Origin of the sequence: Micromonospora sp. NPDC000089 (assembly GCF_042899365.1) — a bacterium.
GTDB lineage: Bacteria > Actinomycetota > Actinomycetes > Mycobacteriales > Micromonosporaceae > Micromonospora.
In genome coordinates, this window is sequence record NZ_JBIAZT010000010.1 from 1 (window position 1) to 17,979 (window position 17,979).

Sequence of the window (17,979 nt, forward strand, 5' to 3'; positions counted from 1 at the left end):
CTCGGCACGCTGGGGGCTAGGGCCCCCCCCCGCCCGGCCGGGGGGGGGGGGGGCCCGGCCGCGGGGGGGGGGGCGCCCCGCCGCCCCGCGGGGGGGGGGGGCCCGGGCTTCCGGCCCCCCCCCCCCGCGGCGTTGGTAGGGATCTAGCGGATGCCCAGATCGTGAGCCGACCGGCTGCGGCCGGCCATGGCGACGGTACGGGCGGAACGGGTTGCCTCAGTGCTCGTGGTGGTACGACCGGCCTGAGGCCGGCGCATTCGAGCCCTGGTCAACGCTTCGTGGAGTAGTTGCATCTCGGTTCCGTTCGGCAGGAGCAGCATCGTTGTCAGCTTTCGTGCGGCCGGTGCGGGCACCGGCGGGACGTGTGGAACGGGAGTTGTCAGGCCGCCAGCCGGACGGCGTTACGCGAGGTGGCCACACCACTGGCCGCCAGTCGCGCCTCGGCCTCGACCCGGAGCGCCGCGTCGCGGGCGAGGTCCTCCTTGCGTGGCCGGCCACGGGGCCGCTTGCGCGGGACGACCGCGCCACGCTCGAAGATCTCGCCGCCCCAGACGCCCCAGGGCTCGGCCCGCTCCACCGCGCCGGCCAGGCACTCGACGCGCAGCGGGCAGTCCCCGCAGAGCGACTTGGCCAGCTCGAGCTCGGTGGGCGAGTCGGAGAACCACAGGTCGGGGTCGACCTTCCGGCAGGGCAGGTTCGCCTCCAGCTCGACACTAACGTCGAGGGGGGCCAACGCCAGACTCATCGCCCGGTCACCTCTCTCTCACTTCGATCTCGTGGATCGCATTCCGACGTACTTCGACGGGATAAAAAAACTGAGGCCGCGGATCCCGGTGTGCGGGTTCCGCGGCCTCGAGGTGAGCCGGTGGTCTGTGGATCAGACCGGTCTCCCTCGAGGTGGAACGCCGCGGACATCCAGCCGCTTCTTGGCGCCATCGATGCCCATGCCCGTGAAGCCACTGGTGGCGTCGACTCCGGCATTCGGCGCAACGGTCAAGGTCAGCTCGGCCTGAACCTGGACCTGGTGCACCTGCGAAACCGACGGTCGCGCAGCGGCAAGGGCCACCCGGACAGTCGACAGCGGAGCGCAGGCAGCTGGCAGCGCCGCCGGACGCTCATAGGTGAAGATCTCCATTGGGGCCACCTCCCTCACGTTCCTCGATGTCAACTCGGACTCAACCCCGCTGAGCAGCCGGAATGCGCCGCTCGGTGAGGTGTGTCCTGAGGCTATTCCTCGCCACGGGGCGAGGGCAAACGAATTTACGACGAGATTTCGAAAGTTTTCTGCGGGCCGATCTCGTCCACCGTCGCGCCGCCCACCAGCGCCAGCACCGCCTCGCCGTACAGGCCGAGTTTCCGGGGCCCGATGCCGGCGATGGCGATCAGCTCCTCGACCCGGGCGGGCCGCCGCTCGGCCAGCGCGGTCAGGGTGGCGTCGGTGAACACCACGTACGCCGGGACCTTCTGCGCGTCGGCCACCCGGGCCCGCCAGTCGCGCAGCCGCTCGTACAGGGCCTCGTCGATGTCGGACGGACAGGTCGGGCAGCGGCCGAGCTTGCGGTCCGGGCCGGCGAGCAGGGTCGCGCCGCAGATCCGGCAGGAGACGATCTGGGTGGCCGGCCGCCGGGCAGCCCCCCGCTTGGCGACGCCCCCGCCGGCCCGCTCGCCGCCGCCGGAGCGGTCCAGCTGGGGCAGGAAGCGCGACGGCCGCCGGGCCCGACCGCCCGGCGAGCGGGCCGCGGCGTACGACAGCCAGAGCCACTCCCGGGCCCGGGTCACCCCGACGTAGAGCAGCCGCCGCTCCTCCTCGACCTGCTCCGGGGTGCGGGCGTACGAGGTGGGCAGGGTGCCCTCGGAGAGCCCGACCAGGAAGACCGCGTCCCACTCCAGGCCCTTGGCCGAGTGCAGCGAGGCCAGGGTGACCCCGTCGACCGTGGGCACGTGCTGCTGGGCGGCGCGGCGGGCCAGCTCGTCGTTGAAGTCGGTCAGGGTGACTTGGCGCTCCACCGCCGCCGCCTCGCCGATCGGCAGCACCTCGGGGGTGGCCGCGTACTCCTCGGCGAGGCCGACCAGCGCGGCCAGCGCCTCCCAGCGCTCCCGGGCGGCGCCACCGGGCGGGGCGGCGTCCGGGGCCCAACCGACCGCGGCGAGCGCCTCGCGCACCGCCAGCGGCAGCGGGGTCTCCCCCGGGATCGAGCGGGTGGCGGCCCGCAGCGCGACCATCGCCTGGCGCACCTCGACCCGCTCGAAGAACCGCTCCGCGCCCTGCACCACGTACGGCACGCCGGCCTCGGTCAGCGCCTTCTCGTACGCCTCGGACTGCGCGTTGGTGCGGAACAGCACGGCGATCTCCCGCGCCGGGACGCCCCCGCCGACCAGCGCCCGGCAGCGGGCCGCCACCGCGGCGGCCTCGGCCGGCTCGTCGGTGAAGATCCGCAGCTCCGGCTCGGGGCCGGGCGGGCGCTGGCCGTGCAGCTCCAGCCGCAGCCGGGCCTCGGCGCCCCGGGCCTGACTGATCACCGCGTTGGCCAGCCCGACCACCTGCGGGGTGGAGCGGTAGTCGCGGACCAGCCGGACCACGGTCGCGCCGCGGTGCCGGCGCGGGAAGTCGACCAGGTACGACGAGGTGGCCCCGGTGAAGGAGTAGATGGTCTGGCTGGCGTCGCCGACCACGGTCAGGTCGTCCCGGCCGCCCAGCCACGCCTCCAGCAGCCGCTGCTGCAGCGGGTTGACGTCCTGGTACTCGTCGACGACGAAGTGCCGGTACTGGCCGCGGACCTGCTCGGCGACGTCCCGGTGCTCCTCGATCCCCCAGACCGCGGCGCGCAGCATGTCCTCGAAGTCGATCACCCCGTTGCCGCGCTTGAGCCGCTCGTACGCGGCGAACACCTCGGCCACCTTCGCCGGCTCGTACGGCGTCTCGCGCAGCGCCTTGGCCGCGGCCACCGGGTACTCGCCGGGCTCGACCAGCGACGACTTGGCCCACTCGATCTCACCGGCCAGGTCCCGCGCGGCGGCCCGGTCGGCGCGCAGGCCGACCTTGGCGGCGGCCAGGGTGACCACCCGGACCTTGCTGTCCAGCAGCTCGGGCATGGCCCGCCCGTCGAGCAGCCGGGGCGCGAAGTAGCGCACCTGGCGCAGCGCGGCGGCGTGGAACGTCCGGGCCTGGACGCCGGCCACGCCCAGCGTGCTGAGCCGGGCGCGCATCTCGGCGGCGGCCCGGGCGGTGAAGGTGACCGCCAGCACGTGCCGGGCGGAGATCTCCCCGGTCAGCGAGCGGTGGGCGATCCGGGAGGTCACCGCTCGGGTCTTGCCGGTGCCGGCGCCGGCCAGGATGCAGACCGGGCCGGCCGGGGCGGTCACCGCGGACCGCTGCTCCGGATCCAGCCCGGCGAGCACGAGCTCCGCCGCCGAGTGAACCACCACAGCGAGGAATCATCTCAGCTCCCGCCGACGTTGCACTGGTTAGCCTGGCCTGAACCGACCGGGTGTACGGCGAGACCCTCTGGAGGATTCGACCATGTTGACGATGTATTCCACCCCGTGGTGCGGCTACTGCCACCGGCTGAAGTCGCAGCTGGACCGGGAGGGCATCGGTTACCAGGTGGTCGACATCGAGCAGGACCCGAAGGCGGCGGAGTTCGTGATGAGCGTCAACGGCGGCAACCAGACCGTCCCCACGCTCCGCTTCGCCGACGGCAGCGCCCTCACGAACCCGTCGATCACCCAGGTCAAGCAGCACCTCGCCACCCTCCCCAGCTGACCTTCCCCCTCCCGAAGAGCGGCCGCCCCACCCGGGCCGGCCGCTCTTCCCCTTCCCACCCCGCCGCCCCGCCTCGCCGATCTAGGGATTGATGCTGCTAGTCGATCTCCATCAGCAGCAACGGTCCCTAGATCAGCGAGGCGGGGGCGCGGCGACGGGGGCTGAGGGAGGGGCGGGGGCCGGGGATGGGCGGCGGGGGGACGGGATGCGGGTGGGTGCGGGTGCGGGTGGGGGTGGGGGTGGGGGTGGGGGTGGGGGTGGGGGTGGGGAGAGGGCGCGGCCGCGCCAGAGCCAGGCGCCGGCGGCCGTGGTGATCAGGCCGACCCCGACGAAGAGCAGGCGGTAGTCCAGGACGCTCACCAGCAGCGCGCCGGTGCCGATGGAGATCGCCTGCGGCCCGCTCACCACCGCCTCCGAGGCGGCCGCGACCCGGCCGAGCAGCGCCGGCGGGGTACGCCGCTGGATCAGCGTGGCCAGGCCGACCATGGTCAGCGGCAGTGACACCCCGGCCAGCAGCAGCGCCAGCACCCCGAGCCGCAGGTCCGGCCAGGCGAGCGCCAGCGCGGCCGGCCCGAAGAAGCTCACCCCGGCGGCGAGCGCGCCGACCTCACCGACGCGGCGCACCACGCCCGCGGAGAGCAAGCCACCGACCAGGCCGCCCACCCCCTGCACGGCGACCAGCACGCCGACGAACGCGACGTCGCGGCGCAGCCCCTGGTCGACGTACGCGAAGATCAGCGACTCACTGAAGCCCATCACCAGCGAGCCCAGCCCGTAGCCGAGCAGGGCCCGGCGCAGCGCCGGCTCGGCGGCCAGGTGCCGTAGCCCGGCCCCCAACTCGGCCGGCCAGCGCAGCGCGGCCGGCGCGGCACCCGGCTCGGGCACCCGCAGCGTCGCCACCACGGCGGCGGCCGTGACGAACCCGGTCATCGCCAGCGTGGTCAGCAGCCACCCGCCGACGGTCGCGTAGAGCGCCGCCCCGGCGAGCGGGCCGCCCAGCCGTAACCCCTGCCGGACGGTCTGCAGCGCGCCGTTGGCCTCGGCCAGCAGCTCGCCGGGCACCAGTTGCCGGATCAGCCCGCTGAGCGTCGCACTGAGCGTGAGGTACGACAATCCGTAGAGCGCCGCGACCACGTAGATGATCCACACGTCGGCCCGGTCCCGGACGGCGAACAGCGGGGTGAGCAGCAGCGCGGTGCCGAGGTTGGCGGCGACGAAGAACGGCTGGCGGCGATGCCGGTCGACCACCCAGCCGACCAGCGGGGCCAGGGTCATCGGTGCGATGATCGCGAAGATGGTCGCGCCGGCCAGCCCGTCGGAGCCGGTCAGGTCCTTGACCCAGATGGCCAGCGCGAGCAGCAGGATCGACTCGGCGGCCATGCTGGCCAGCAGGGCGACGAAGAGCAGACGAAAGTCGGGACGGCGCAGGACGGTGCGCATGGGGTTCCCTCCGGCGGGGGTGGCAGGAGCGCCCGACCGGCCGTGACCTCGTCGTCCAAGCCGGTGGAGCACCTTCCACAGTCCTCTTTTTGTCGCAGGACACGCCGCGCCGGAACCTCCGGCACCGGTCGCGACGTCCATACTGACCGTGGGGGGCGAATTTCATACAGTTACCGTCGCGTCCGCGGCGGTCGACGGGAATCGAGGACACCGTGCCTCCTGCCGTACCGAGTCCGATCCTGCGCCGGCGCAGGCTCGGCATCGAACTGCGCCGCCTGCGGGAAGCGGCGGGCCTCACCGGCGATCAGGTCATCGAGCGGATCGGCTGGGCGTCCGCGTCGAAGCTGTCCCGCCTGGAGAACGGCCGCAGCCGCCCCGACCCGGACGACGTGGCGCTGCTGCTGGAGCTCTACGGCGCCGACCCCGACGTCCGTACCGACCTGCTCGGCATCACCGAGGAGGCCGGCGACATGCGCGCCTGGCGGCGGTCGTACCCGGTGATGACCCAGCAGCAGCTCGGCTGGGCCGAGCTGGAGGCTGGCTGCGCGGATATCCGGGAGTACAACCCGGTGCTGGTGCCAGGGCTGCTGCAGACCGCCGGGTACGCCCGGTTGCGGATCGTCTCGGCCGACCGGGCGGCCACCCAGGCCGGCGAGCCGGACGTGGCCGACCCGGAGACCGAGGTGCAGGCGCGCCTGGCCCGGCAGCGGCTGCTGGACCGCACGGACGGCCCCCGCTACACCGCGGTGCTGGAGGAGGCGGCGCTCGGCCACCGCGCCGGCCCGCCGCAGGTGCTGCACGAGCAGTTGGTCCAGCTCTGCGAGCTGGCCATGCTGCCCAACGTGACGCTGCGGCTGCTGCTGCGGGACACCCGGATCGGTGAGTTCTACCTGCCACCGACGGCGTTCTCGCTCTACCGCTTCGCCGACCCGCAGGATCCGGAGACGCTCGCCATCGAAGGTGGCTTCATCGACGCCATGTCCACCGAGGCAAATACGGTAAACCGCTATAAAGTGACATTCGAGTGGCTATGTTCGGCGGCGCTCTCCGCATCGGACACCCTGACCTGGCTCTTCGTGGCAACGGGACGGCTGACCGAAACGGCGGTTCCGCCCACGGCGACCCCGGGCCCGGCAGCGGCGCCGACCCAGCGCCGCCGCCCCTCCGGGCGACTGACGGATCGGTGATCCACACCGGACCGTCAGGTTCGGGCGGGCGTCACTCGTTCCCATCAGAACAGCTCAGGACCAGGAGCAGACCCATGACCGAGATCCGCAACCTCGTCACCGCCGGCCAACTGACCGGCGCGCCGTGGCGCAAGAGCACCCGCAGCCAGACCTCCAACTGCGTGGAGGTGGCGCCGCTGGGCGCCGCCCCGGGCCCGATCGCCCTGCGGGACAGCAAGGACCCGGACGGCCCGGTGCTGCTGTTCGACCGGGCCGGCTGGCTCGGCTTCATCGGCGGCACCAAGACCGGTCGGTTCGACCTGAGCTGATCCGGTGACCGGGCGGGGCCGTCGGCCGTCGGCCGGCGGCCCCGCGTCGTTCCCACCACCTCGACCGACCCCGTCGCCCTCCCCCGATCGGTCGGGTAGTGGACCCAGCACCGCGTTTCCCTTGCCCGGGGTCTCACCGCGCGTAACATGACGTCTCAGTGACGTGGAAGTTCCACTGCGTACTCGTCCGTCGCGGTCCATCCGGAGACAGCCATGCGTTTCCTGATCGTTCGTACCGACATCCGTGCCGCCGCCGACAACGACATCCTGGCCGCCTGGGCCGGTGGAGGCCGGCTGCGCGACGAGACGACCGCCCCCGAACCCCGCCGCCAGATCGTGCACGCCGAGGACCGGGACGCCGCGTTGCTGCTGGCCCGGGCGTTGGCCACGGTGGGCGCGGTGCGCGCCGGCCGGCAACGGGTCAAGGTGCTGCCGCTGGACGACCCCGGGCAGTACGCCTACTGGGACGCCCCGCCCCCGCCGGAGCGACCGGGTGGCCCCTACGGCTGACCGCTCCCCGACGTCCGTCGTGGTCGGATCGGCTCCTCGCCGCGTTCCTCGCCCCGCCCGCCCACGACGGTCCGTGTTCCCGGCCCGTGACCGCCGCGGCAACGACGGTCACGGGCCGGGGCCGCGTCCGGGCCCGGCCAGTCAGCAGTGGCCGTCGAGTCAGCAGTGGCCGTCGAGCCAGCGGTGGATCAGGAACAGCGCGATCGACGACGCCGGCGGCAGCACCAGCCGGGCGCCGTCGCCCACGTCGACCGCCCGACCGGCCAGTGCCGCGCCGATCTCCCGGCGGGTGAACCATCGGGCGTACGCGATCTCGACCGGGTCGACCCGGATCGGCGCGCCCGGGTCCGCCTCGGCCAGGAAGCCCAGCATCAGCGAGCCGGGAAACGGCCACGCCTGGCTGCCCACGTACCCGATCCGGTCGACCGCGACGCCGACCTCCTCGCGGACCTCGCGCAGCACGGCGGCCTCGGCCGACTCGCCCGGCTCGACGTAGCCGGCGAGGCAGGAGTAGCGGCGCTCGCCCGGGCTCTGCGGCCAGGTGGCGTTGTTGCCGAGCAGGCAGCGCCCGTCCATCCCGTCCACCCCGTCGTGAACCAGCACGATCATCGCCGGGTCGGTCCGCGGCCAGGCCCGGTGGCCCTCCGCGTCCACCCGGGACCAGCCGCCCTCGTCGATCGTGGTGCGGTGCCCCGTCCGGGGCGACCAGCCGTGCCCGCGGTGCCAGTTGACCAGCGCCAGCGCGGTGGTGAACAGGCCGGCGTCCCGGTCCGGCAGCAGGTGGCCGATCTCCCGCAGGTTCGCCGGCTGGGCGCCGGGCAGCTCGGGCAGCGGCGCGTCCACGGCGAAGACCGGCACGCCGTCGGGCTCCACACCGAGGAAGAGCGGCACCGACTCGCCGGTCGACCCCACCTCCACCGCGTCCCGCAGCACCAGCGTCGGCGGGCTGGTGTCGGTACGCACCAGCGCCCGGCCCTGCCGCCCGGAGTCCAGCACCAGCACCCGGGCCCGCCGCCACGCCTGGGCCAGCCACTCCGGGTCGGTGCGCCGGTGCGCCGCCCGGTCCAGGGTGGAGCGGGCCAGCGGCGGCGCTGTCTCGCCGGTCACGGCGCCTCGACCTCGACCGGGGTGAGCGCCGACAGCTGGGCACCCACCCGCTCGGCGTCACCCAGCACCACGGTCACCGCGTGCGCCGGCGCCAGGTAGCGGGCCGCCGCCGCGGCGACGTCGTCGATCGTCGCCGCGGCCAGCCGGGCGGAGTGCTCGGCGAGGAAGTCCAGGCGCAGCCCGTTGCCCGCGTACGCGCTGGTCAGCGACGCCAGGCCGGCCTGGGTGGACATGCCGAGCTGGAGCGTGCCGAGGGCGTACTGGCGGGCCTGCTCCAGCTCCTCCACCTTGGGCGGCAGCGTGGCCAGCCGGCCCAGCTCGTACGTCGTCTCGACCAACGCCGGGCCGGTCACCTCGGTGGCCACCTCGGCGGAGGCGACCAGCACCGAGCCGGCGACCGAGTGCTCGATCCCCGAGTACGGGCCGTAGGTGTAGCCCTTGTCCTCGCGGATGTTCTCCGTCCAGCGGGACGAGAAGTAGCCGCCGAAGATCAGGTTGGCCAGCTGCAGCGCGGCGTGCTCCGGGTGGGTGCGGGGCACCGCGGGCAGCGCGACGCGCAGCGACGACTGCACCGAGCCGGGCCGGTCGACCAGCAGCAGCGGCCCCGGTCGCAGCGCCGGGGCGGGCGGCAGCTCCACCGCGTGCCCGGCGCCGTTCCAGCCGGACAGCGCCGCCTCGGCCGCGTCCAGCGCCTGCTCCGGGCGCACGTCGCCGACCAGCACCAGCACCGCCTCGGCCGGGTGCACCCGCTCGCTGTGCAGGGCCCGCAGCGTGTCCGGTGCGACCTGGCGCACCTCGTCCGGTTCGGGGGTCTGCACGGCGTACGGGTGCTCGCCGTAGACCCGCTTGAGCAGCGCGGTCCGGGCCAGGTGGCTGGGCTGGCTCTGGGCCACCTGGATCCGGTCGACCAGCCGGTCCCGCTCGGTGCCGACCTCGTCCCGCGGATAGCTGGCGCCGGTCAGCACGTCGGCCAGGATCTCCAGGGTGCGGTCCAGCCCGGTGACCAGCCCGGCGCCGGAGAGCATCAGCCGGTCCGGGTCGATCCCGGCGGAGAGCCCGCCGCCGACCCGTTGCAGCTCGGCGGCGATCTGGATGGCCGACATGGCCTGCGTACCGGAGAGCATGGTCTGCGCGAGCAGCGCGCCGTCGGCCAGCGGGGCCCGGCCGAACGGCATCCACAGCCGCAGCTCGACCAGCGGCACGGCGGGCCGGCGTACCGCGATCACGGTGAGCCCGTTGGCCAGCGTCCGTTCGGCCTGCTCGGGCAGGTTGAGCCGGGGGTTCGGGCCGAGCGGCGGCAGGGCCCGCCCGGTGGCGGGGGCGGTCGTCGTCATCGGGCACCTCCGGCCACGACCTCGACGCAGGCCCGGCGCTCGGGGCGCAGGGTGGCCGCGGCGGCCCGCACCTGCTCGTCGGTGACCTCGCCGACCAGCCGGGGCAGGTCGTTGAGCAGCCCCGGTTCGCCGCGTTGCTGTTCCAGCACCGCCATCCGCAACGCCCGGCCGAGCACCGCGTCGGTCTCGCGCAGCAGGTGGGTCGCCATCCGGGCCTGGGTGCGCGCCAGCTCGCCGTCGGCCAGCCCGTCGGTGGCCAGCCGGTCCAGCTCCTCGTCGACGGTGCGCAGCACCTTGTCCACGTCGCCGCCCGGCGGCAGGTGCGCCTGCAGCAGCAGCGCGGTGGGGTCGCGCACGTCGAACGGGTCGCCCATGAAGCCGAGGTAGCCGGCCAGGGCGGTGACCGTGCGGTCCCGCTGGACCAGCCGGTCGACCAGCCGGGACGCGTCGCCGTCGGTGAGCACCTCGGCCAGCACCACGTACGGCAGGTAGCCGGCGAAGTCGCCGATCGGGTCGGGCACCCGCCAGGCCCCGGCCACCGCCGGCAGCGGCGCCAGCTTGTCGGTGTACGAGGTGCGCCGCTCGGCGGTCAGGTCCGGCTCGGCGAAGTCGGGGCGCTCCGGGGCGGGCCGGGCCGGCACGTCGCCGAAGTGCCGCTCGATCAGCGTGGTCGCCTCGGCCACGTCGAGGTCCCCGCTGACCGCGAGCACCGCGTTGCCGCTGGCGTAGTACCGGCGGAAGAAGTCGGCGGCGTCCGCGACGGTGGCGGACTCCAGGTCGACGAAGGACCCGTACCCGTCGTGGGCGTTGGGGAAGGTGTCGAACATGACCGGCGGCAGGGTCAGCCAGGGGAACCCGCCGTACGGCCGGTTGAGCACGTTGACCCGGATCTCCTCCTTGACCACGTCGACCTGGTTGCGCAGGTTCTCCTCGGTCAGCCTGGGGCCGCGCATCCGGTCGGCCTCCAGGAACAGCGCCCGTTCCAGGGCGTTGCTCGGCAGCGTCTCGAAGTAGTCGGTGTAGTCCAGGTGGGTGGAGCCGTTGAAGGTGCCGCCGGCGCCCTGGACGTGCCGGAAGTGGGCCAGCTTCTCGAGATTCTCCGAGCCCTGGAACATCAGGTGCTCGAAGAGGTGGGCGAAGCCCGTCCGACCCTCCGGCTCGGAGCGGATGCCGACGTCGTAGACGACGGCCACCCCGATCACCGGGGCGCTGCGGTCGGGGGTGAGCACCACCCGCAGGCCGTTGTCGAGGACGAACCGCTCGACCGGGTATTTCGTCGCTGGAATTGTCGCTCTCCGCGTCGGCACGAGACCGACCCTAGCGCGTCGGCCCGCTCGGCACCGGCGACCTCGCGTCAGCGGCCCCGAGCCGTCCCCCGTCCCGGATGGTGGACCGGTCTTGACGGCCGCGCCACCGGTGACCCAGTCTTCCTATCAACTAAGTAGGAATACTGCGGATTGGACGAACGATGAGACTCCCCTACCGTCGGCTGGCCTCCCTCGCCACCCTCGCCGTGATCGGCGTGGCGACGATGGGGACCACCGCGGCGTGCGGCGACGACGACAGCGCCGACGCCGGCTCCGGCCCGGTCACCCTGCGGCTCGGCTACTTCCCCAACATCACCCACGCGCCGGCGGTGGTCGGCGTGGAGAAGGGCATCTTCGCCGAGAAGCTGGGCAGCGACGTCAGGCTGGAGACGAAGACCTTCAACGCCGGCCCGGCCGCCGTCGAGGCGATCTTCTCCGGCGCGCTCGACGCCACGTACATCGGTCCGAACCCGACGGTGAACGCCTTCTCCAAGTCCAACGGCGAGGCGGTCCGGGTGGTCTCCGGCGCCGCCTCCGGCGGCGTGGCCCTGGTGGTCAAGCCGGGCATCACCTCGGTGGAGCAGCTGCGAGGCAAGAAGATCGCCACCCCGCAGCTGGGCAACACCCAGGACGTGGCGCTGCGCTACTGGCTCAAGGAGAAGGGCCTGAAGACCACCAAGGAGGGCGGCGGCGACGTCAAGGTCGTCCCCCAGGAGAACTCGCAGACCGTGGAGACCTTCTCCAGCGGCGCGATCGACGGCGCCTGGGTGCCGGAGCCGTTCGTCTCCCGGCTGGTCAACGCCGGCGGCAAGGTGCTGGTCGACGAGCGGGACCTCTGGCCGGACAAGCGCTTCGTGATCACCAACCTGATCGTCAGCACCAAGTTCCTCAAGGCCCACCCCGACGTGGTGAAGAAGCTGGTCGCCGGGCAGGTCGCCGCGAACGAGTTCGTCAACACCAAGCCGGACGAGTCGCAGCAGGCCATCTCCGACCACATCGGCAAGATCACCGGCAAGCCGCTGGACGTCAAGCTGATCAAGCAGGCGTGGCCGACCCTGGAGTTCACCGACGACCCGATCGCCGCCTCGCTCAAGACCGGCCTGGACCACGCCGTGGCGGTGGAGCTGACCAAGCCGACCAGCCTGGACGGGCTCTACGACCTGAAGTACCTGAACGAGGTGCTGAAGGAGCAGGGCAAGGCCGAGGTCGCCCAGCCATGACGTCGACCACGACGACGCCACGCAGCGCGACCGGCTCGGTCGCGCTGCACGGCGTGACCAAGGTGTACGGGCGCGGGGCGAACGCCGTCCTGGCCCTGGACGGGCTCTCCCTCGACGTCGCGCCCGGCGAGTTCGTCTGCCTGGTCGGCGCCTCCGGCTGCGGCAAGAGCACGCTGCTCAACCTGGTCGCCGGCCTGGACCGGGCCAGCGCCGGGCGGATCGACCTCGGCGACGCCGAGCCGGGGCTGATGTTCCAGGAGCCGGCGCTCTTCCCGTGGCTGACCGTCGAGGGCAACGTCGAGGTGCCGCTGAAGCTGCGCGGGCTGCCCCGGGCCGCCCGCCGCGAGCGGTCCGCCGAGCTGCTGCGCACGGTGCACCTGGCCGACTTCGCCCGCAAGCGCCCGCACGAGCTCTCCGGCGGCATGCGGCAGCGGGTCGCGCTGGCCCGCACCCTGGCCCTGGACACCCCGGTGCTGCTGATGGACGAGCCGTTCGGCGCGCTCGACGCGATGACCCGGGACATCCTGCACGACGAGCTGGAACGGATCTGGACCGAACGGAAGCTCACCGTGCTCTTCGTGACCCACAACGTCCGCGAGGCGGCCCGGCTCGCCGACCGGATCGTGCTGCTGTCCAGCCGGCCCGGCCGGATCATCTGGTCCACCGAGGTGACCGCGCCCCGGCCCCGGCGGATCGACTCCCCCGAGATCGCGGCGATCGCCGCCGAGGTCACCGACCGACTCCGTTCGGAGGTGGGCCGTCATGGCCGCTGACACCCTCGCCACCGACTCGCGTACCGACACCGAGATCTCCGGGCTGGACGCGCTGGAGATCGCCGGCCGGGAGCGGGAGACCAGCCGGGGCGCCCGGCTGTGGGCGGCCACCTGGCCCAAGCTCGCCGCGCTGGTCATCGCCATCGGGCTCTGGCAGGTGGTGGTCTGGAGCGGGTGGAAGCCACCGTACTCGCTGCCCGGGCCGGTCACCGTCGGCGAGGAGCTGCTGCGCCAGGCCCGCGGCGCCCAGCTCTGGGACGGCCTGGCCACCACCCTGCGCCGGGCCGCGCTCGGCTATCTCTTCTCGGTCGCGGTCGGGCTGCTGCTCGGCTTGGCGGTGGCCCGCTCGAAGATCCTGCGGGCCGCCCTCGGCTCGATGATCACCGCGCTGCAGACGATGCCGTCGATCGCCTGGTTCCCGCTGGCCATCCTGCTGTTCGAGCTGAGCGAGAAGGCGATCTTCTTCGTGGTGGTCCTCGGCGCCGCCCCGTCCATCGCCAACGGGGTGATCTCCGGGGTCGACTACGTGCCGCCGCTGCTGCTGCGCGCCGGGCGCAACCTCGGCGCCCGCGGGCTCAACCTCTACCGGTACGTCATCGCACCCGCCGCGCTGCCCGCCATCGTGGCCGGGCTCAAGCAGGGCTGGGCGTTCTCCTGGCGCAGCCTGATGGCCGGTGAGCTGCTCGTGGTCGGCATCTCGCAGACCTCACTGGGCGCCCAGCTGACGTACGCCCGGGAGCTGTCCGACGCACCGTGGCTGATCGCCACGATGATCGTCATCCTGGTGGTCGGTCTGGCGGTGGACGCCGCGTTCGGGGCCGCCGACCGGGCCATCCGCCGCCGCTGGGGCGTGCTCGACTCCGCCGGCGCCTGATCCGTGTACGTCTCCGCGCGCAGCGACTACGCCCTGCGGGCCATGCTGGCGGTCGCCGCCGGGGCCGACCGGAGCGCCACCCCCGGCGCCCCCGGCCCTGGCGGCCCCGACTCCGGGGGTCCGGGCTCCGGCGGCCCGGATCCCGGCGAGTCGGTGGGTGGCTGCGGCGGGCTGGTCAAGGCGGCCACGCTGGCCGACGCGCAGGACATCCCGCTGAGCTTCCTCCAGGCCATCCTGCTCGACCTACGCCGGGCCGGGCTGCTGCACAGCCACCGGGGCACCGACGGCGGGTACGCGCTGACCCGACCCGCCGACCAGATCACCGTCGGGGACGTGCTGCGCGCGGTCGGTGGCTCGTTGACCAGCGTCCGGGGGCTGCCGGTGGAGGACGCCGGCTACCACGGCGTGGCGACCGGGCTGCGGGACGTCTGGCTCGCGGTCGACGGGGCCATCGCGGTCGTGGTGGACCGGACCACCCTGGGCGACCTGCTGGTCCGTCGCCGGCAGTCGACGGCCGGCTGACCGCTCAGCGGGCCGGGGCGGACGCCTCGAGGAACGGCAGCAGCAGCGCCACGGTCTCGTCGGGGAACTGGGTGTGCGGGTAGTGCCCCGCGCCCTCGATCACCTCGAGCCGGCCGACCCCGCCCGGCAGTGCCGCCACGATCGCCTCCCCCTCGGCGCGCGGGTCGGCCCAGTCCGGGTCGAGGGAGCCCTCGACGATCAGCGCGGGGCAGCGGACGTTGCCGAGCTGCGCCCCGGCGTCGACGGGCGCGGAGCTGCCCATCCGCTGCAACGCCCGCATCCGGCCGGGCTCCCCGAGCATGGCCGCGTTGCGCCGCAGCTGCTCGGCCCAGTCGGCCGGCCGACGCCCGGGGAAGGCGACGTCGAGGTAGCGGTGCCACCACTTCACACTGCCCAGCAGGCCGGCCGCCAGCAGCCGGGTCATGCCGGCGCGGTAGCGCCCGACCCGCAGGTCGCCCGCGCGGACCGACTGCCGCCGGGTGAACGGGGCGAGCTCCACGACGCCCGCGACCAGCTCCGGCTCCCGGGCCGCGGCGATGGTGACCGCGCCGCCGGAGATCGAGTGCCCGACCAGCACGGCCGGGCCACCGAGGTGCCGCACCAGCGCCACCAGGTCGCCGGCGATGTCGGTGCGGGTGTAGGACGGCCACTCGGCGCTCGACTCGCCGCAGCCGCGCAGGTCGACGGCGGCCACCCGGTAGCCGGCCGCGACCAGCCGGGGAACCACGAACCGGTACGACGCGCGGCTGTCGCCCATGCCGTGCGCCAGCACGACCAGCGGACCGTCGCCGGTGACCTGGTAGGCGATCGTGCCACCGGCGACGGCGAGAAGTTCGGACATGACGACCTCCGGGCTTAGCTAATGTGGTTAGCTTAAAGCTAACTCAATTAGCCAAGCCCGTCAACGGGGTCAGGCGGTGCGGGGCCGGCGCGGCCGGCGGGACCGGCCGGAGGCCCGGTGCGCGGTGCGCGGCGCGCCCTCACCGGTACGCGGCCGGGCCGGCGCCTGCTGCGGGGCGGCGATGGTGACCGCCACGCCGGACGGCTCCCGGGCGCCGGTCACCCGGGCCAGCGCCTCGTCACCGGGGCGGACCTGGATGGTGTGCGGCCGGAGGCCGGCCACGCTCATCAGCCGGGAGACGTCCCGGCGCTGCTCCGGCAGGACCAGGGTGACCACGGTGCCGGACTCCCCGGCCCGGGCGGTCCGCCCACCGCGGTGCAGGTAGTCCTTCGCCTCGGTCGGCGGGTCCACGTTCACCACCATGTCCAGCCCGTCGACGTGGATGCCGCGGGCGGCCACGTCGGTGGCGACCAGCGCGGTCACCTGGCCGGTGCGGAACTGCTCCAGGATCCGGGTGCGCTGCGGCTGGGACTTGCCGCCGTGCAGCGCGGCCGCGCGTACCCCCCGGGACAGCAACTGGCGGGCGACCCGGTCGGCGCGGTGCTTGGTGGCCATGAACAGGATGGTGCGGCCCTCGCGGGCGGCGATCCGGGCCAGCGCGTCCGGCTTGTCGGCCGCGTCCACGTGCAGCACGTGGTGGGTCATCGCGGTCACCGTGGCGGTGCCCGGGTCGACCGAGTGCGACACCGGGTTGGTCAGGAAGCGGCGGACCAGCTTGTCGACGCCGCCGTCCAGGGTGGCCGAGAAGAGCATCCGCTGGCCGTTCGGGGCGACCTGCTCCAGCAGCTTGGTGACCTGCGGCAGGAAGCCCATGTCGGCCATCTGGTCGGCCTCGTCCAGGACGGTGACGGTGACCTGGTCGAGACGGGCGTCACCCCGGTTGATCAGGTCGTGCAGCCGGCCGGGGGTGGCCACCAGCACCTCGGCGCCGGCGCGCAGCGCGTCCGCCTGGCGCTGGAGGGAGAGGCCGCCGACCACGGTGGCGCAGCGCAGCCCGAGCGCCCGGGCGTACGGGGCCAGGGCGGCGGTGACCTGGGCGGCCAGCTCACGGGTGGGCACCAGCACCAGGGCCAGCGGCCGGCGGGCACCGGCCCGGCGACCGGCGGTGCGGTGCAGCAGCGGCAGCCCGAAGGCGAGCGTCTTGCCCGAGCCGGTACGACCCCGGCCGAGCACGTCCCGGCCGGCCAGCGAGTCGGGCAGGGTGGCCGACTGGATCGGGAACGGCTCGTTGATGCCCTGCGCGGTCAGCTCGGCGAGCAGCGCCGGGGCCAGGCCGGTGGCGGCGAAAGTGGGCACGGTCATGGTCATGCGGAATGCCTTCCTCGACGCGGCACGTGTCGAGGGAGGGCGCCGGGAGACGGCGCGGTCGCCGGCGGCGGGCCGCCGGGACTCACAAGCACGAACCGAAGGGGTACGGGCCGGTCCGCCGCGGCGCGTGCCCCCCGCCGGAGCGGGGGGCGGCGCGACGGACCGGTCCCGTCACCACGCCCGGAGGGCGCGGTGGGTGTTACCGATGGATCCGAAGATCAGAGCGGGCGGATGTTCTCCGCCTGCGGGCCCTTCTGGCCCTGGGTCACCTCGAACTCGACCCGCTGGTTCTCGTCCAGGCTGCGGTAGCCGGAGGACTGGATCGCCGAGAAGTGGGCGAAGACGTCCGCGCCGCCGCCGTCCGGGGTGATGAAGCCGAAGCCCTTGTCAGCGTTGAACCACTTGACGGTGCCAATAGCCATTTGTTTCGTCTCCTTGACGGAACGTCGAACCCGCACCTGTTGCAGGCTCGAAGAGGAGCGCGCCGCAGTTCACGGCGCACCTGTCGCTGCTGGTCGCCCCGCCCGGAGAACTCCGGACACAACAAAGAGCGCCTGGGGCCACAATCCGCCAGGCGCACACAGAGTCTCTGGAAACCAAAACTGCAACAAGACCAAGTTACCACGGATCGGCCCGCGCGCAACCCCCTACCCGGAAACGGGTTCGCCGGCCGGCGGCACACCGCCGATCAGCGCGGCGAGGCCGTCGTCGTCGAGCAGGTCCGCCGGCCGGACCGTGACGCCGTCCCGGACGTAGTGAAACGCCGCGCCGACCCGCTCCACCGGCACCCCGGCCAGCTGCGCCCAGGCCAGCCGGTAGACCGCCAGCTGCACCGCTGCCGCCTCGGCCTCCCGGCCGACGGGTCGCCGGCCGGTCTTCCAGTCGACCACGTCGTACCGGCCGCCGGGGCGGGCGAAGACCGCGTCCATCCGGCCTCGGACCACCACCCCGGCGAGCACCGTGGCGAACGGCACCTCCACCTCGGCTGGCGCCCGGTCGGCCCACTCGCTGGCCAGGAAGCGCTCCTGGAGCTCGGCCAGCGCCTCATCGGGCGCGGCGTCCGCGTCGGCCGCGCCCGGCAGCTCATCCACGTCCAGCAGCCGGTCGGCGCCGAACCGCTGCTCCAGCCAGGCGTGGAAGGCGGTGCCCCGGCGGGCGTACGGGTTCGGCTCGGTCGGCATCGGCCGGCGCAGCGTACGGGCCAGCGCCTCCGGGTCGCGGCGCAGCGCCACCAGCTGGGTCACCGACAGGTGCCCGGGCAGCGCCACCTCCACCGCCTCGGCCTGCCGCAACAGCTCGGCCCGCTCGGCGAGGAGCAGATCCGCCTCCCGCCGCCACCGGGCCACCTCGGCGTCCTCACCGGGCGCCTGCCGCGCGGTCGCCGATTCCCTCCCGGCCACGTCAGCATCGGCCGACGATTCACGC

Annotated in this window: 18 protein-coding genes and 1 pseudogene; 8 read left to right on the forward strand and 11 right to left on the reverse strand. The window is 73.9% G+C overall.

Annotated features, from left to right (window positions below):
* Positions 1 to 379: 379 nt before the first annotated feature.
* The 3 genes from ACFY3U_RS18960 to ACFY3U_RS18970 all read right to left on the reverse strand — a co-directional run bounded on the left by ACFY3U_RS18960 (position 380) and on the right by ACFY3U_RS18970 (position 3,426).
* Positions 380 to 745 carry a WhiB family transcriptional regulator gene (locus ACFY3U_RS18960; RefSeq protein ID WP_387203044.1) on the reverse strand — a complete coding sequence of 122 codons (366 nt, stop codon included), beginning with the start codon at positions 743 to 745 and terminating at the stop codon, positions 380 to 382.
* Positions 746 to 877: 132 nt separating this feature from the next.
* Complete coding sequence (locus ACFY3U_RS18965) at positions 878 to 1,135, reverse strand: hypothetical protein (RefSeq protein ID WP_387203047.1); 258 nt, start codon at positions 1,133 to 1,135, stop codon at positions 878 to 880.
* Positions 1,136 to 1,260: 125 nt separating this feature from the next.
* Positions 1,261 to 3,426, reverse strand: a complete 2,166-nt coding sequence (locus ACFY3U_RS18970) for an ATP-dependent DNA helicase UvrD2 (RefSeq protein WP_387203050.1) — start codon at positions 3,424 to 3,426, stop codon at positions 1,261 to 1,263.
* Positions 3,427 to 3,520: 94 nt separating this feature from the next.
* On the opposite strand from ACFY3U_RS18970, the gene ACFY3U_RS18975 reads away from it, so the two are divergent.
* On the forward strand, positions 3,521 to 3,763 hold the full coding sequence (locus ACFY3U_RS18975; RefSeq protein ID WP_387203053.1) for a mycoredoxin: 243 nt from the start codon (positions 3,521 to 3,523) through the stop codon (positions 3,761 to 3,763).
* 132 nt (positions 3,764 to 3,895) lie between these two features.
* Here the strand turns inward: ACFY3U_RS18975 and ACFY3U_RS18980 are convergent, their stop codons facing one another.
* Positions 3,896 to 5,203: an MFS transporter gene (locus ACFY3U_RS18980; RefSeq protein ID WP_387203056.1), complete on the reverse strand. Its 1,308-nt coding sequence runs from the start codon at positions 5,201 to 5,203 to the stop codon at positions 3,896 to 3,898.
* Positions 5,204 to 5,415: 212 nt separating this feature from the next.
* Between ACFY3U_RS18980 and ACFY3U_RS18985 the strand changes: the two genes are divergently transcribed.
* From ACFY3U_RS18985 to ACFY3U_RS18995, 3 genes are all read left to right on the forward strand, one after another.
* Positions 5,416 to 6,390, forward strand: coding sequence for a helix-turn-helix domain-containing protein (locus ACFY3U_RS18985; RefSeq protein WP_387203059.1), 975 nt, complete (start codon positions 5,416 to 5,418; stop codon positions 6,388 to 6,390).
* A gap of 74 nt (positions 6,391 to 6,464) precedes the next feature.
* The gene (locus tag ACFY3U_RS18990; RefSeq protein WP_387203062.1) at positions 6,465 to 6,698 is read left to right on the forward strand and encodes a DUF397 domain-containing protein; all 234 of its coding nucleotides are present in this window, start codon (positions 6,465 to 6,467) and stop codon (positions 6,696 to 6,698) included.
* Positions 6,699 to 6,911: 213 nt separating this feature from the next.
* Complete coding sequence (locus ACFY3U_RS18995) at positions 6,912 to 7,208, forward strand: hypothetical protein (RefSeq protein ID WP_387203065.1); 297 nt, start codon at positions 6,912 to 6,914, stop codon at positions 7,206 to 7,208.
* A 159-nt stretch (positions 7,209 to 7,367) separates the two neighbouring features.
* On the opposite strand, the gene nudC is transcribed toward ACFY3U_RS18995, so the two are convergent.
* From nudC to ACFY3U_RS19010, 3 genes are read right to left on the reverse strand one after another with little or no spacing between them, the layout of a single operon-like run.
* On the reverse strand, positions 7,368 to 8,315 hold the full coding sequence (nudC, locus tag ACFY3U_RS19000; RefSeq protein ID WP_387203068.1) for an NAD(+) diphosphatase: 948 nt from the start codon (positions 8,313 to 8,315) through the stop codon (positions 7,368 to 7,370).
* Entirely contained in the window at positions 8,312 to 9,649 is a 1,338-nt protein-coding gene (locus ACFY3U_RS19005) for a M16 family metallopeptidase (protein WP_387203071.1), read from the reverse strand. Before ACFY3U_RS19005 ends, nudC begins: the two co-directional genes overlap by 4 nt.
* Complete coding sequence (locus ACFY3U_RS19010) at positions 9,646 to 10,956, reverse strand: M16 family metallopeptidase (protein ID WP_387203073.1); 1,311 nt, start codon at positions 10,954 to 10,956, stop codon at positions 9,646 to 9,648. Before ACFY3U_RS19010 ends, ACFY3U_RS19005 begins: the two co-directional genes overlap by 4 nt.
* A gap of 161 nt (positions 10,957 to 11,117) precedes the next feature.
* Here ACFY3U_RS19010 and ACFY3U_RS19015 point away from each other — a divergent pair, with 161 nt between their 5' ends.
* The 4 genes from ACFY3U_RS19015 to ACFY3U_RS19030 are packed head-to-tail and all read left to right on the forward strand — an operon-like array spanning position 11,118 to position 14,345.
* Positions 11,118 to 12,176 (forward strand): ABC transporter substrate-binding protein, encoded by a 1,059-nt coding sequence (locus tag ACFY3U_RS19015; protein WP_387203076.1) that lies wholly within the window; start codon positions 11,118 to 11,120, stop codon positions 12,174 to 12,176.
* Positions 12,173 to 12,949 (forward strand): ABC transporter ATP-binding protein, encoded by a 777-nt coding sequence (locus ACFY3U_RS19020; protein WP_387203079.1) that lies wholly within the window; start codon positions 12,173 to 12,175, stop codon positions 12,947 to 12,949. Before ACFY3U_RS19015 ends, ACFY3U_RS19020 begins: the two co-directional genes overlap by 4 nt.
* Positions 12,939 to 13,823, forward strand: a complete 885-nt coding sequence (locus tag ACFY3U_RS19025; RefSeq protein ID WP_387203082.1) for an ABC transporter permease — start codon at positions 12,939 to 12,941, stop codon at positions 13,821 to 13,823. The genes ACFY3U_RS19020 and ACFY3U_RS19025 overlap by 11 nt, the downstream gene beginning before the upstream one ends.
* A 3-nt stretch (positions 13,824 to 13,826) precedes the next feature.
* Entirely contained in the window at positions 13,827 to 14,345 is a 519-nt protein-coding gene (locus ACFY3U_RS19030) for an RrF2 family transcriptional regulator (protein WP_387203085.1), read from the forward strand.
* A 4-nt stretch (positions 14,346 to 14,349) separates the two neighbouring features.
* On the opposite strand, the gene ACFY3U_RS19035 is transcribed toward ACFY3U_RS19030, so the two are convergent.
* The 4 genes and pseudogenes from ACFY3U_RS19035 to ACFY3U_RS19050 all read right to left on the reverse strand — a co-directional run.
* The gene (locus ACFY3U_RS19035; protein WP_387203087.1) at positions 14,350 to 15,186 is read right to left on the reverse strand and encodes an alpha/beta fold hydrolase; all 837 of its coding nucleotides are present in this window, start codon (positions 15,184 to 15,186) and stop codon (positions 14,350 to 14,352) included.
* A gap of 69 nt (positions 15,187 to 15,255) precedes the next feature.
* Positions 15,256 to 16,554: a DEAD/DEAH box helicase gene (locus tag ACFY3U_RS19040; RefSeq protein WP_387203090.1), complete on the reverse strand. Its 1,299-nt coding sequence runs from the start codon at positions 16,552 to 16,554 to the stop codon at positions 15,256 to 15,258.
* A gap of 218 nt (positions 16,555 to 16,772) precedes the next feature.
* Positions 16,773 to 16,976, reverse strand: coding sequence for a cold-shock protein (locus ACFY3U_RS19045; RefSeq protein ID WP_007464836.1), 204 nt, complete (start codon positions 16,974 to 16,976; stop codon positions 16,773 to 16,775).
* A gap of 225 nt (positions 16,977 to 17,201) precedes the next feature.
* Positions 17,202 to 17,912: pseudogene (locus ACFY3U_RS19050) on the reverse strand (RecB family exonuclease); the annotation flags it as partial.
* Between the last annotated feature and the right edge of the window lie 67 nt (positions 17,913 to 17,979).

Excerpts from the sequence above, each read along its gene's own strand:
- ACFY3U_RS18960 (WP_387203044.1), bottom strand. The coding sequence starts at position 745 with ATGAGTCTGGCGTTGGCCCCCCTCGACGTTAGTGTCGAGCTGGAGGCG.
- ACFY3U_RS18965 (WP_387203047.1), bottom strand. The coding sequence starts at position 1,135 with ATGGAGATCTTCACCTATGAGCGTCCGGCGGCGCTGCCAGCTGCCTGC.
- ACFY3U_RS18975 (WP_387203053.1), top strand. The coding sequence starts at position 3,521 with ATGTTGACGATGTATTCCACCCCGTGGTGCGGCTACTGCCACCGGCTG.
- ACFY3U_RS18980 (WP_387203056.1), bottom strand. The coding sequence starts at position 5,203 with ATGCGCACCGTCCTGCGCCGTCCCGACTTTCGTCTGCTCTTCGTCGCC.
- ACFY3U_RS18990 (WP_387203062.1), top strand. The coding sequence starts at position 6,465 with ATGACCGAGATCCGCAACCTCGTCACCGCCGGCCAACTGACCGGCGCG.
- ACFY3U_RS18995 (WP_387203065.1), top strand. The coding sequence starts at position 6,912 with ATGCGTTTCCTGATCGTTCGTACCGACATCCGTGCCGCCGCCGACAAC.
- ACFY3U_RS19005 (WP_387203071.1), bottom strand. The coding sequence starts at position 9,649 with ATGACGACGACCGCCCCCGCCACCGGGCGGGCCCTGCCGCCGCTCGGC.
- ACFY3U_RS19015 (WP_387203076.1), top strand. The coding sequence starts at position 11,118 with ATGAGACTCCCCTACCGTCGGCTGGCCTCCCTCGCCACCCTCGCCGTG.
- ACFY3U_RS19020 (WP_387203079.1), top strand. The coding sequence starts at position 12,173 with ATGACGTCGACCACGACGACGCCACGCAGCGCGACCGGCTCGGTCGCG.
- ACFY3U_RS19025 (WP_387203082.1), top strand. The coding sequence starts at position 12,939 with ATGGCCGCTGACACCCTCGCCACCGACTCGCGTACCGACACCGAGATC.
- ACFY3U_RS19035 (WP_387203087.1), bottom strand. The coding sequence starts at position 15,186 with ATGTCCGAACTTCTCGCCGTCGCCGGTGGCACGATCGCCTACCAGGTC.
- ACFY3U_RS19040 (WP_387203090.1), bottom strand. The coding sequence starts at position 16,554 with ATGACCATGACCGTGCCCACTTTCGCCGCCACCGGCCTGGCCCCGGCG.
- ACFY3U_RS19045 (WP_007464836.1), bottom strand. The coding sequence starts at position 16,976 with ATGGCTATTGGCACCGTCAAGTGGTTCAACGCTGACAAGGGCTTCGGC.